Raw genomic sequence first — 13502 nt, forward strand, 5'->3', positions numbered from 1 at the left:
AGGAATAAGGCTATGAATATGTCTACTCAAGCAAGCAATACCGCAACCCAAAACCTTAACCGCTTCATTGGTGAGCAATTTGTGGCAACGACCAATCAACAGGATCGCACCGCAAACGCAAAAGACTTTTTGGATGCACAATTTCCATTAACGAATGGCTCACACCAAGATGTCTGTAGCTATGTGGTTTATTACACCCACTTACTCGCATTTTTAAATGATGGTACCCAGTGTGGTTTACAAAATCCGTGTCAATTTGTGGCATTAACTGGCCATAAAAGTGAACCGACCTCAGTGGTATTTAAAAACAACGACACTCATGTAGAGATTTGTTTTGACCGCCAAGGCAAAATGGGCAGCACAGACCAAGCCCATATCGAAGACATTCAGGTGGCGATTCCAATTAAGAATTTGCCGACCCCTTATAAGCAATGGATTAGCTTAATTCATAGCGGTTGTCAGCCAACTGAAGGCAGCTGTAAGGTATTTACCGCTAAAGATGGTAGTGACTACGCATTACATCAGCGTTAATGGCTTATCGCGACAACACTGCAACCGTTTAGCAAAAAAGCTTGTCCCATTAATAATGCGACAAGCCTTTTGCTTTGTGTCCTATCTGAATTTAAAACGTTATGACGAAGCGATAGTTATGGCCAAAAGAAACGTGAATTTTGGGATATCTCATTAATAGGCTGAATTGGGATTGGATTATCCAAGCTTTGAATTTGGGTCACCCTAAATTGCACAGTTTGTTGGCTACTATCACTCGAGCGATTACTCAGGCGGCCACTGACGGTCAACGGGTAATCCAATTGTTCTGCCGGCTTTATCGCTACCAAGCTATCGGTGACTATTTGCAATGCTTGGTCTTGAGCATCGTCACTGCGGATACTGATTTGATAAAAAGCCATTTGTTGCGTTTTATTGCGAATTTTAAGCTGATAGCTATTTTCAACGTTATCTAAGCCTACTTCACGGTACAAAGCTTGTCGGTCGCGGATAACATTGAGTTGAATATTCTTTAAGTGACTTAAATCACCAATAATGAGTGCAACCATAATCAATAATGCACTGGCATAACCCAGCGATTTTAGTGACAAAAGATTCGTTTTCGGCTTTTTATTTAAGGTGTTTTCGCTAGTAAAGCTAATTAAATTGGGTGCATAGCCAAATTTATCCATAGTCTGATTACATGCATCAACACAGGCACCGCAGTTTATACATTCATATTGCAACCCATTGCGTATATCAATCCCGGTTGGGCAAACATCTACACATAAATTACAATCGACACAGTCGCCTAATTCGGTTTGTTGTGAACGTTTTCGAGGGCCTCGAGACTCACCACGCGCAGCATCATAACTCACTGTTTTAGTATTTGCGTCAAACATCACCGCTTGAAATCGCGAGTAAGGGCAGCAATGTAAGCACATCATTTCACGCATCCAACCAGCATTTAAATAGGTACATATAGCAAAAAACCACACCCAAGTGCCGGTCCAAAAACCACTACTGGCGGTAAAAATATCAATATACAACTCACGAGCAGGCATAAAGTAACCAATAAAACCGCAACCTGTGAGTAAGGCAAAAAATATCCACACCACATGCTTAGTGACTCGCTTGCGCACTTTACTCAACGACCATGGTGCTTTGTCTAACGCCGCACGATGATGATGATTGCCCTCAACTTTAGCTTCGACCCACATGTAAATAAATGTCCAAGCCGTTTGCGGACACAAAAAGCCACACCACACCCGCCCCCAATAAACCGTGACAAAAAACAACCCGAAAGCAGCCGCCATAAAAAACCATGCTAATACGGTAAAATCCTGCGGCCAAAGAGTAATATTGAAAAAATAGAATTGCTGTTCGGTGACATCAAACAGAATGGCTTGTCGCCCTTGATAATTGATAAACGGGATCAAGAAAAAAATAGCGATAAGAAAGCTATTAAAATTCTGACGAAGTCGTTGAAATACCCCTTTTTGTTCTCGAACATGAATTTTTTTCTGCGGTGTCGCAATCTGTACCACAGGAATGCGTTGTGAAACGGCAATTTTATCAGCCGGCACGATCGCTAAAGGCGTTTGAGTTGATGACTTGGGCATAAAGGTATTCCTAAAACACTGTATTGCATTGCTTTAGCAAAGACCAAGCCAACTTAAAAAAACTCATAACGCATTAATTATAAACAATTAAATAAACACTCACCCTATTAAAAGTCACGATATATCGCGTTTTTAATGATATGTCGTGACTTAGTAGCATTTTATATTTTTAGATTATCCCTCAATAGAACGCCATTAACGCTTGATAGCCAGTTTTTTCATCCGAGAGCGTAAGGTGCTGGCCGGCATATCTAACACGGCTGCCGCACCATGCGGACCAGAAATTCGCCAGTGAGTAGTATTTAATACCGCTATAATATGTTCTGCTTCGGCTTGCGCCATGGTTAATGTACTGGTTGCTAATGGCGCTACGATAGAGGCTGGCAAGGTATTAAATAACAGTTGGCCGGTTTGCGATAAAATCATTTCTCGCTCAATTAAATTTTGTAACTCACGCACATTACCGGGCCAAGCATATTGCTGTAAGTTTTTAAGCCCTTTACGACTGACTTTAGTTATTTTCTTGCCGAGTTTTTTACTTAGTGAAGCAACTAAATCGTTAACTAACGAGGGAATATCTTCACGACGCTCCCGCAAAGGAGGCACGTTAATAGGAAACACGTTCAAACGATAATATAAATCCATCCGAAACAAGCCTTGCTCAACTCGCGCGGCTAAATCGTGATGGGTGGCAGCAACTAAGCGAATATTGACCTTAATGGTTTCGCTGCTCCCTACACGTTCAAAGCTTTGTTCTTGGATCACCCGCAACAATTTAGATTGCGCCGATAAACTTAATTCGGCAATTTCATCTAAAAATAAGGTGCCATTATGGGCCAATTCAAAACGGCCTTTTCGCCTTACCGTCGCGCCAGTAAAAGCACCTTTCTCATGCCCGAAAAGTTCACTTTCTAACAGTTCAGTTGAAAATGCGGCGCAGTTAACGCTCACCATAGGTTGATCTTTACGATGGCTTAAACGATGTAAGTTACGCGCAACCAGCTCTTTACCGGTACCATTTTCACCACAAATTAATACCGTACTGTCAGTGTTGGCCACTAGGTTAATTTGTTGGATAAGCAGATTAATCGCTGGGCTATTGCCAGATATACCAGATGCGCCTTGCTGACCTTGCAGCTCAGTGAGTAAATATTGATTCTCGGATGCTAAGCGTTCTGACAAGGCCTGCACTTGTGCCAATGCTTGTCTCAATGATTGTTCAGTATGTTTTTGCATACTGACATCGCGAAATATCGCGATTACACCAACAAGTTTTTGCTGGTCATATACAGGGGTGGAGCTGTAATACACCGGAAAACTGCTGCCGTCCTTACGCCAAAAAACATCGTCGGTCACTTGCCGAGGAATTGCATCATGTAAAGTGCGATAAATGGGACAATCGTGCTGGGGATAATGGCTACCGTCGGCATGACTATGATGATGACAATCGTGAATATTTTTGCCAATCAATTCTGCACTTTTCCACCCGGTCATTTTTTCAGCTGCTGGGTTGATAAATACAGCGTGACCTTTTAAGTCAAAGCCGTAAACACCTTCAGCCATGGCATTTAGCAATAAGGAATTTTGAGGTAAAAAATAGTCAGTGGTTAAATCGTTTTCTATTGTCATGATGGACACATTATCAAATCAATTGTCATTTATTGTCTCATTATAACCAGGTCACGATATTTCGCGACTAAAAAACTTGCTCTATATATCGTTTACAATATTGGTACTTGGTATAATGCCGCATTGTTATTTAGATGTGCTCTCTCATGCCCAATCCATCAACTACAACAGTTAAATTATGGTTATTTGTTGCCATCGGTTTAGTTTGTCTTACTCCATTAATCTCTTCTCCCGTGGCTTTGCTTATGGGCTTTACCCTAGCGAGTATTGGGTTGGTTCCTGAGAGTATCGATTTAAGTAAATGGACTAAAAAGCTATTAGCTTATTCTATTGTCGGTTTGGGATTTGGTATCAATTTACCTGAAGCCATTGCAGCCAGTAGCCATAATCTCGGACTTATTATCGGATCAATCTTTTTCACGTTAACCTTAGGCTTTGTATTAACACGCTTAGTGGGCTTAGAAATCAAAACAGGTCATTTAATCAGTTGTGGTACTGCGATATGTGGTGGTAGTGCCATCGCTGCGGTAGCGCCAGCTATTAATGCGAGAAACGACCAAATAGCAGTCTCTTTAGCTTGTGTGTTTATTCTTAATTCAATCGCGTTATTTGTATTCCCTACCATCGGGCATGCATTGCAGCTTTCACAATATGATTTTGGTGTTTGGAGTGCAATTGCCATCCATGATACTTCATCTGTTGTTGGGGCTGCGGCCTCTTATGGGGATGAAGCGCTTAAAACCGCCACAACGATCAAGTTGGCAAGAGCGTTATGGATAGTTCCTGTTGCATTAATCAGTGCCATTGCCTTTGGTGGTGATAAAAGAAAAATTACTATTCCATTGTTTATCGTGTTTTATTGCATCGCAATTCTCATCGCTTATTTTGTACCACAAGGTCAGCCGATTTATAGCCTTCTATTTACTGTGTCTAAACAAATGTTAGTGTTGTGTTTATTCTTAATTGGTGCGGCAATTACAGTGAAAAAAATACGCGCTAATGGACCTAAGCCACTATTGTTAGGTGTGTTGCTTTGGCTTGCTATTGGTGGGGCCTCGTTAACTTATATCGTCAATTTTAGCTAATATGAAGAGAGACAGACTACGGGGTTTATTTACTAGAAGCATTGCGAGTGCTTGGATTAGAAAAATGCTTAAGCGTCATTTTGCGGCATCTCGGGTTTGGTTAACGCCAACCAAATTAATCCACCAAATGCGAGCAACTCAATCAATGCTCGTGTGAGTCCGACGGTTTGAGTCGATGCGATCACTGCTATAATACATAAAGTGATCATAACCGCTATTTTAAGTCGACGTAACAATAAATGCTCTGTCATTTCCCCTCCAATATAATCATAAAAATCTATTATATTATTCAAGAAAAGTGATCTCTTACGCCAATATTAAATTTAACTATGAAATAACAGAACGATAAAATACGCGCGCTCACAGTACTATAGTTAGCGTTAGCCCACGCCTGTGCTACCGACATTTACACTGATACATAAAATATGATGGAGTCGTAATGGTAAATGGGATTGAGCAAGCCGTGTGACTTTACCCATTCGGCACATCTTAATATGATCAAATAGATTGCTTAGTAAAATGGGCTAGGATCGACATCGAGCGAGCCTGGCGATACGCCTCTCTCAATATGTAATTCAGATTTAAGCAAATCAACCATTGTAACTTCGGTATAGCGCTTATGTTTAATAGAATAAAAACATTTTACAATAGGATTAAGTGCATCACGCCCTTTTGAGTCCCAGACAATCCCTACTCGTTGATCCGATAACTGTACAATGGAACCAACAGGGTAAATACCGACACAGCGAATGAATTCATAAACCAATTTTTGATCAAGATGAAATGGCGTCAAACTAATCAAAATTTTAAATGCTGCTGCCGGACTCATCGCTTCTTTGTAACAACGGGCCGCAGTTAATGCATCGAAAATATCAACAATACAACTCATGCGCCCATGTAACGGAAGTTGCTCATCCTTAAGTCCATTGGGGTAGCCACGACCATCAAGCTTTTCATGATGCATTAAGCACACGTCTTTACTGACCTGCGATAACCCTTTTGTTTCATTCATTATTTCAACTGCATACACTTGATGCAATTTCATTTTTTCAAACTCATCAGGGGTAAGCTTGCCCGGCTTGTGCAATATTTCGTTATCGACTTGAATTTTACCAATATCATGCAAAATGCCACCAACGGCCATTTGCTTTAGTAATTCTCGCTCAAGATTAAGGTGCTTGCCAAAGGTAACCAGCAAAAAGGCCACATTTATAGAATGTTCAAGTAAATACGCATCTTTGGTGCGCAATGCAGAAATACACTTAAATGCATCAGCATCGTCCATAACTGACTCAATCATTTTATCTGCAATATCTTCAAACTGACTCACTTCGATAGCTTTTCCGCCGAAAGTTTCAGACATCACTTTTTTGATTAACCCTTTGGCTTCAGCAAGCAGCTTTTTGGCCTGAGTTTGCCGACCATCTCGAGTGACTGTCGGTTTGCGCACTAGTCGGCTAGTCGCAGAGCTCGATCTTGCGGAATTTTTTAATCCACAGGTATCTGAAGAACGTTCAATATCAACCCAAACAAGCTGAACATTGTTTTGTTTCAGTTTTGCAATGGCATCACGATGTTTGATTTGTCCTGGGTTGCGAATAGCCACTTTACTTTGTTGATGATCTATCGCTGTCACAAACATGCCTAACGCAAGTTTATCTATGGGAATTTTAATTAAATGGCTTGATTCTACAGAATCACTCATTATATAAACTACTCTACGTTAGAATCAGAAATGGGATATTTGTCATATACAACTCGTCATATTTTGTACTATTTTAAGCAATTCATCTATGTTTTTTACCTGAATACGGCCATATAATCACATTTTTACTCAATATGTTTGATGAAACTTTAAACATAAATAATCACTATTATTATTTCTCTTTTATTGATTTAATAGGATGGTTTATAATTACGTTATTTGTAATACATCCATGTAAGTAAAGAGTAAGCTATATTAGCAATTAAGATCACACGCTTTAATCTTACCAATTGACACCATTTCACTGGTTTATTAACGTTAGCCCTCAGCTGTTATACGAGAGGTTCAGATTGACAGATCATTTTTTTTCATCACAATTTAGCGATCTAATTGCTAAGCTTGAGCAACTTCGCGTAGTACCGATCTGTGAACCCATAGTGCAACTGTCTGTTGAGGGGCCAGCACTGCCTTTAATATCTTGGCTAAGCGCTCAAACCTTGTACCCAAAAATCTATTGGCACGGACGTGATAGAGATGAAGATATTGCTGCCATAGGCTCATGCAAGTCATTTTATTTTGCCGACCAAGTTGACGACAATGTCCTGGCAAATATTTATCAGCAACAGCGTAATAAAACTAGCCAACAAGACATTCGTTACTATGGCGGACTTGCATTTGACCGAACGGTAGAATGTTGGCCTGAATTTGGCCGTGCCCACTTTGTTTTACCGCGTATCGAATTACGCCGAAATGGTAATACACTCAGAATTCTAGTTAATTTAAACTTTGATGGCGTAGACCCGCAACAAGAAATTAAAGCGGCAATAAATGCCATTGAACAAGTACAAAAACCACAGCCTTTATCTCCACCCAATAAAATGAGCTTAATGGGCCGCAGTGATTTACCTAATTTTGAACGCTGGAAAGAGCTAGTTGAGCAGGTCACTCAAGCTACTTTTAACCGCTCAACGCCTAAAGTGGTGTTATCACGTCATACCCAAATTGATGTAAATGACGATATAGATCCTTGGACTGTTCTAGCCTGCTGGCAAGGTCGAAACCCTAACAGTTTTCAGTTTGGTTTCCAATTTAGTCCAGAACGCGCATTTATTTCTTGCTCACCCGAACGATTATATTTGCGCCGCCAACAAGAATTGTTTACCGAAGCCCTTGCCGGTACAACAATACGCGGTATGAATCCTGATGAAGATACTTTGTTCGCTCAGGCACTTTTAGATGACATTAAGAATAGTCATGAAAATCAATTGGTAAGAAAACACATTGTTAATGCTCTTACACCGTTAAGCCAATATGTTGGTGCTGATGAACAACCTAAAATCTTCAAATTGAATCATATACAACATTTGCATCGCTCTATCCGTGCACAGTTAAACCCTGGCGTTAGTGACTTTGAGTTATTACGAGCCTTACACCCCACACCCGCTGTTGGTGGATTACCGCGCGAAGCAGCATTAAGCTTTATCCGTCAACGCGAAGGTTATGCTAGGGGTTGGTATGCTGGAGCGTGCGGTTATTTAAATCACCATGAATCAGAATTCTCAGTGGCAATCCGTAGTGCGCTAATTGAGCCAAGAAGGATCAACTTATTTGCAGGTGCAGGTATTGTTGCAGGTTCGAACCCTGAAGAAGAATGGCAAGAGTTGGAAAATAAACTCGCGACAGTATTATCTATTTTAATCGATTTTTAACATCATCCCAGCTTATAGGCGTTGCCCTTTAAGGTCATATCAAAACATCGAGTACCGCTTTCGCTTGAGCAACACAAGTGTTATCATCCTGCCCCGCGTTTGCCCAGGTTAAACATTACTGACTAAAATAACCCTTGAAGGTGCATTTTAGGTAAGCGCTGTCGATAAATTAGCTCGACTAATAATAATATTCTCTGTAGCAGTCATTAGAATGTTTTAGCGCACTAAACAGTTTGCTTAATATCATCTAAGGCAGTTCGCTCAATCAATAGCGGGTTCCCTCACCCCGTGCTAACCCAATTAAAAAGGCCACAATATGTTGATGTTAACCCAGGCGAAGTATCGCCGTGCACTGATGCTATTAGTCAGTTTCCATATCTTAATTATTTGCGCAAGTAACTACCTTGTTCAACTTCCTTTCCAAATTTTTAGCCTTCATACAACGTGGGGCGCATTTAGCTTCCCGTTTGTCTATTTAGCTACTGACTTAACCGTTAGAATTTTTGGTCAACAAGCTGCTAGAGGCATCATTCTCAAAGCCATGGTGCCAGCCCTTGTTGTGTCATATCTAGTGGGAGTATTGTTTCATCAAGGTCAATTACAATCTTTTTCTGCCTTAGCAGACTGGAACAGCTTTGTATTTCGTATCGCATTTGCCAGCTTTGTGGCTTATTTAATTGGCCAGTTAATGGATATCACGGTATTTGCCAAATTACGCCAAGCAAAAGCGTGGTGGGTAGCGCCCGCAGCATCAACGCTACTAGGCAACTTGGTCGATACCTTAGTGTTTTTCAGTGTGGCATTTTATGCCTCAAATGATGCGTTTATGGCGACTCACTGGCCAGAAATAGCCAGCGTTGATTACACCTTTAAGCTTATCGTTAGTTTAGGGCTATTTTTACCTGCGTATGGTGTGCTATTGAAAGTTCTGCAAGACAAAATTTTATTAAATGCCACCACTGATAATAACAATGTTGTCATTCAAGTATCTAAATAATACGGTTTGATGATTTATGGATGAGCAAAGCAACTGCTGGCTTCAGTAAGTATGTTGTAGCAGCGTTTTGCTCATTCGATGTTTATACCATGAGGACTAGAACTCGATTGATGACTTAGCTCTATAGCTTGAGCGTGTTAACCAGCTAAAATAGGATTCTGCTTTTAAATCCAACACTCATTCCGAGAATTGTGGTAACCATTGAAATGATGAGATTTGTTGCCTGTTACAATTCAATATTTGACATAATTATGATGGCCGTAAAAACTGACATTCTACATTCTTAAACCAACATTCCACAAAAAATATCAAACAATATATTATATTTTCCTTTAAAATCAGTTAGAGAAATTCATTCACAGTCTGTTTAATGTAAAGATTAAATTAATGTCGAGAAACACTTGCAAATACAAATGAGAATGATTATTATTACCTTGCGTTCCAAAGCTCGGTTTAGTAATTAAAGACTTCATCACCTTTAATTGGTTTTCAGAGTTCGCAAGCACGACATTGCTCACACACTCTTTGTGGCCGGGTTAATCACCCGGCTTTTTTTTGCCTATTTTTTAGTGATTACTGTTTATCTCCAAAGTGTAACCCTTCATAAGGCCCAAGCTGCTGATCATCTTTAGCTTTAGAATAAAGCCCAATAGTAAATATGGTGCCTTTTCCGACGGTAGAATTCACTTCAATCGTGCCACCAAGTCGTTTAATAATTCCATAACTCAAAGACAGGCCTAAGCCAGTACCATCTTTACGTGTGGTATAAAATGGATCAAAGATACGGCTCAAATCGTCTTTAGTAATCCCAATACCTTCATCTTCAACTTCAATTTTTACCCCAATAGTTTTGCCATCTTCCAGCCAGTCGTAAGTTCGTAACCAAATTCGACCTTTATTTTCAATCGCATGGGCAGCGTTAACCATTAGGTTAATCAGTACTTGTAATAATTGAGGTCGATTGACTTCAACAGAGCCTGTCGCGGTAAATTCCTTAATCAACTTAACTTCTTGTTGCTCAATAGAATGGCGTGCTAACAACAACATTTCTTCTACAATCGGCGTCACGGGTTGTGATTTTATCGGTGCATTAAATTCCCCTGGGCGACTGTACTGCAGCAAACTACGAATAATTGTGGTGATCCTGCCCACTTGTTGGATAACCAATTCAATTTCTTCTTCAACTACCGCAACATTGTCACCAAGTTCATATTTAAGCAGCTCCATATTTCCCAAAATAACGGCGGTAGGATTATTTATTTCATGAGCAATACCCGCTATAAGCTCTCCCAACGCAGTCAATTTCTCATTCGTAACCAGTTGCTGTCTTGTCGCGTGTAACAAGGCCACATTGCGTTCGAGTTCTTCGGTTTTATCTTGTAAGCTGCGGGTTCGCTGTTCGACTTTAATTTCAAGTTGCTCTGCTGCCGCTTGAATTTGGGCATTACGTCGTTGTAACTGATCAAGCATACTGTCAAATTGTTCTGCTAATTTGGTCAGTTCGTTATCTCTATTTAAGCCTAACTTACCAATTCTGATATTACGCCCAGATTGTACTGCGGTAACAACTTGGTGAATATATTCAATAGGTTGGAGTAAACTATTGGCGCCACGATAAACCAGTAAACCTGAAATTAGCAACACGAAAACTAAAATGGTACCTAGCTCGATAATATTGAGTAAATAATTATGCAAAAAAGGAGACTCTGAAAAACCCGCATAAACCATCCCAATCCTTTTTCCATGTACATCGAGTAAAGGCAGATAACCGGATATATACCAATCATTAAGTACGAAAGCACGATTTATCCACGTTTGGCCTTCAACGAGCACTTGCTGATAAACGTTATCGGATACTAATGTACCAAGCGCCCTGTTAGGTTTTTGAGTATTCTTAGGAAATGGCTCCATCAGCACATTAGTACTGATGCGGATTTTATCCAAAAACACTGTCACTGTTCCGATTGAACGTTCAGGTAATGTGCCTTTTCCGTACACTAAGTCACGAATATGGTCGACGATGACAGTATTATGATTAAATAATATTCCACCATCTAAATACCAAAACACATTTCCAGACAGGTCAGCTATTGGTACTAAGGTTCGGCTGAGCAAACCACGCGTTTCAAGCTTTTTACTGGGCTGTTGCGCATGCGGTGTTGGGATGATTGTAATTTGGGCTTGTTTAACTAAATTGGCATTGATCCGTTCAAGGCGTTTTGCAGGCAATACCATTAGCCCTGAAAATGCCTTCTTTTGGCTTTGATGTAGCATTCCTCGTAAGTCTGGATCGCCTGCGGCATCTGCAACACTAATTAAGCGTAAAAAATCTAATCCTAACGCTTGTTGCTGTTGTAATAATAGAATATTTATCGTATTAACCGCATCAGGATTTGGTTGCTGCTCGCTGTTTTTTAATATCCGAAATGCATGTTGAAAGTCCCATGACTCGCTTATTGACGCTAATTGATATTGTTGCTGTTTTTGCACTTGCAACAAAGTACTGTTAGCAACAACTAAGTCTGCCTTTACCTTCATAAATAATTGGTTGCCTGTGTATATTACATTCCAATAAATAGTAATAAACACTAGACTCACTAAGGTTAATAATATCGGCAACAAGGTTAAGAATAAAATTCGATAGCGCACTTTGGCTTGCATTTGCTGCCAACTAATACCAAAAACACGTGTGAACATACTGGTAGAATTCACCACGTTTATTGATCCTCGTAGTGTTCTTCTACAGTATTAAACCAATCTTTATATTTACGATCTAACGTTTTTCGAGACACGCCTAAATCACGTGCTGCGGCAGATTTATTACCATTATGACCATCAACAACTTGGGTCACATGTTGCTTCTCTACTTTTTTTAACGGCCAATCTAACGGGTATCCCATAATATCGCTTACAGCAACGGATGCGGGCTTTTTCCAATATTCTGCAGGAGGTTTTCCCAATAAAATACAACGTTCAATCATATTGCGTAGTTCACGAATATTACCGGGCCAATCATACTGTTGCAGTACTTGTAGGTCTTCGTGGCTCCAAATAACATCTTTAATACCCAGCTCTTGCGACAATTGCAATGTAAAAAAATGAGTAAGCTCAACGACATCTTCTGGACGCGATCGCAATGAAGGTATAACAATATTCAACACATTCAGTCGGTAAAATAAATCACGCCTAAAGCGGCCAGCTTCTACTTCATCAATTAATAATCGATTGGTTGCTGCTACAACTCGCACATTAATATCGATTTCTTTTTCACTTCCCACAGGACGAATAGCCCGTTGTTCAAGCACCCTTAATAAGGCAGTTTGCATATTCATCGGCATTTCGCCAATTTCATCCAAAAAGATAGTGCCGCCAGAGGCATAACTAAATAATCCCTCACGATTACCTTTTGCGCCAGTAAATGCACCCGCGGTATGACCAAACAGCTCACTGGCCAGTAATTCTGGGGCAATAGCGCCACAGTTCACTGGTACAAAAGCACCACTTCGACCACTTAGCTGATGTAATTGTCTGGCCACCAGCTCTTTGCCAGTACCAGATTCGCCTTCAATTAATACGACAGCGTTTGTGGGTGCAATACGCTCGATAACTTCTTTGACATCACGAATGGCTTCGCTGTTGCCGATAATAGTGGATGATTGCCCATGCAATAATTCACGCCTCAACATAAAGTTTTCGCGCTTAAGCAAACGTTTTTCAATACAACGATCAACTGCGGTTATCATTTGCTCTAAATGAAACGGTTTCATAATAAAATCAGATGCACCAGCACGTAATGCTCTGATTGCCACATCCATATCCGCGTAGCCGGTCATAAAAATAATATCAGACTGTCTGTCCGGCTCATTAAGTGCTTCATGCCATTCGATACCAGAGCGATCTGGCAGACGAATATCCACAATCAATAAATCAAAATGACCATGGCTGCGTAACTCTTCGGCCTGAGCAATTGTGGAGGCGGTTTCAACCAGTGCAAATTTCTTTGCCAAGGCTTTCATCAAAAAACTCCGCATACCAGGTTCATCATCAACAATAAGCACTGACATTGTGGTTTTAGTTACTGGGTTAATATGTTCATCTTGACTCATAACGGGACTCTTATTTGGACATTTTGACGTACTTTGTTAACACTCTATCACCGAATATCTATGACTAGGTCACTATGAACCATAGAAAAGTGATCGTGGGACAATTTGTCTCGAATAAATTATCACAGCTTGGGAGCAAGTTCACAGTTTCGATTTTATG

At 40.3% G+C, this 13502-nt stretch carries 10 protein-coding genes; 4 read left to right on the plus strand and 6 right to left on the minus strand.

What is annotated here, in order from left to right; genetic code table 11:
• The first annotated feature begins 12 nt into the window (after positions 1-12).
• On the plus strand, positions 13-531 hold the full coding sequence (locus ABIS04_RS18985) for a malate synthase (protein WP_350432092.1): 519 nt from the start codon (positions 13-15) through the stop codon (positions 529-531).
• A gap of 116 nt (positions 532-647) precedes the next feature.
• Here the strand turns inward: ABIS04_RS18985 and ccoG are convergent, their stop codons facing one another.
• Positions 648-2111 (minus strand): cytochrome c oxidase accessory protein CcoG, encoded by a 1464-nt coding sequence (gene ccoG / locus ABIS04_RS18990; RefSeq protein WP_350432093.1) that lies wholly within the window; start codon positions 2109-2111, stop codon positions 648-650.
• Between the two features lie 195 nt (positions 2112-2306).
• On the minus strand, positions 2307-3740 hold the full coding sequence (locus ABIS04_RS18995; protein WP_350432094.1) for a sigma 54-interacting transcriptional regulator: 1434 nt from the start codon (positions 3738-3740) through the stop codon (positions 2307-2309).
• 146 nt (positions 3741-3886) lie between these two features.
• Here ABIS04_RS18995 and ABIS04_RS19000 point away from each other — a divergent pair, with 146 nt between their 5' ends.
• A complete protein-coding gene (locus tag ABIS04_RS19000; RefSeq protein WP_350432096.1) occupies positions 3887-4825 on the plus strand; it encodes a putative sulfate exporter family transporter in 939 nt (312 codons plus the stop codon).
• Between the two features lie 68 nt (positions 4826-4893).
• Here the strand turns inward: ABIS04_RS19000 and ABIS04_RS19005 are convergent, their stop codons facing one another.
• Together ABIS04_RS19005 and ABIS04_RS19010 are read right to left on the minus strand one after the other, a co-directional pair.
• Complete coding sequence (locus ABIS04_RS19005) at positions 4894-5076, minus strand: hypothetical protein (protein WP_350432097.1); 183 nt, start codon at positions 5074-5076, stop codon at positions 4894-4896.
• Between the two features lie 260 nt (positions 5077-5336).
• The gene (locus ABIS04_RS19010) at positions 5337-6530 is read right to left on the minus strand and encodes an HD-GYP domain-containing protein (RefSeq protein ID WP_350432098.1); all 1194 of its coding nucleotides are present in this window, start codon (positions 6528-6530) and stop codon (positions 5337-5339) included.
• 350 nt (positions 6531-6880) lie between these two features.
• Here ABIS04_RS19010 and ABIS04_RS19015 point away from each other — a divergent pair, with 350 nt between their 5' ends.
• Positions 6881-8239, plus strand: coding sequence for an isochorismate synthase (locus ABIS04_RS19015; RefSeq protein WP_350432099.1), 1359 nt, complete (start codon positions 6881-6883; stop codon positions 8237-8239).
• Between the two features lie 316 nt (positions 8240-8555).
• Complete coding sequence (locus ABIS04_RS19020) at positions 8556-9236, plus strand: 7-cyano-7-deazaguanine/7-aminomethyl-7-deazaguanine transporter (RefSeq protein WP_350432100.1); 681 nt, start codon at positions 8556-8558, stop codon at positions 9234-9236.
• Between the two features lie 573 nt (positions 9237-9809).
• Here the strand turns inward: ABIS04_RS19020 and ABIS04_RS19025 are convergent.
• A complete protein-coding gene (locus ABIS04_RS19025; protein WP_350433476.1) occupies positions 9810-11933 on the minus strand; it encodes a cache domain-containing protein in 2124 nt (707 codons plus the stop codon).
• 20 nt (positions 11934-11953) lie between these two features.
• Complete coding sequence (locus ABIS04_RS19030; RefSeq protein ID WP_137224369.1) at positions 11954-13342, minus strand: sigma-54 dependent transcriptional regulator; 1389 nt, start codon at positions 13340-13342, stop codon at positions 11954-11956.
• Positions 13343-13502 lie beyond the last annotated feature (160 nt).

The sequence above is a fragment of the Shewanella sp. H8 genome (assembly GCF_040285065.1).
GTDB classification, from domain to species: domain Bacteria; phylum Pseudomonadota; class Gammaproteobacteria; order Enterobacterales; family Shewanellaceae; genus Shewanella; species Shewanella polaris.

Excerpts from the sequence above, each read along its gene's own strand:
- ABIS04_RS19030 (WP_137224369.1), bottom strand. The coding sequence starts at position 13,342 with ATGAGTCAAGATGAACATATTAACCCAGTAACTAAAACCACAATGTCA.
- ABIS04_RS19025 (WP_350433476.1), bottom strand. The coding sequence starts at position 11,933 with ATGTTCACACGTGTTTTTGGTATTAGTTGGCAGCAAATGCAAGCCAAA.
- ABIS04_RS18995 (WP_350432094.1), bottom strand. The coding sequence starts at position 3,740 with ATGACAATAGAAAACGATTTAACCACTGACTATTTTTTACCTCAAAAT.
- ccoG (WP_350432093.1), bottom strand. The coding sequence starts at position 2,111 with ATGCCCAAGTCATCAACTCAAACGCCTTTAGCGATCGTGCCGGCTGAT.
- ABIS04_RS19000 (WP_350432096.1), top strand. The coding sequence starts at position 3,887 with ATGCCCAATCCATCAACTACAACAGTTAAATTATGGTTATTTGTTGCC.
- ABIS04_RS19010 (WP_350432098.1), bottom strand. The coding sequence starts at position 6,530 with ATGAGTGATTCTGTAGAATCAAGCCATTTAATTAAAATTCCCATAGAT.
- ABIS04_RS19005 (WP_350432097.1), bottom strand. The coding sequence starts at position 5,076 with ATGACAGAGCATTTATTGTTACGTCGACTTAAAATAGCGGTTATGATC.
- ABIS04_RS18985 (WP_350432092.1), top strand. The coding sequence starts at position 13 with ATGAATATGTCTACTCAAGCAAGCAATACCGCAACCCAAAACCTTAAC.
- ABIS04_RS19020 (WP_350432100.1), top strand. The coding sequence starts at position 8,556 with ATGTTGATGTTAACCCAGGCGAAGTATCGCCGTGCACTGATGCTATTA.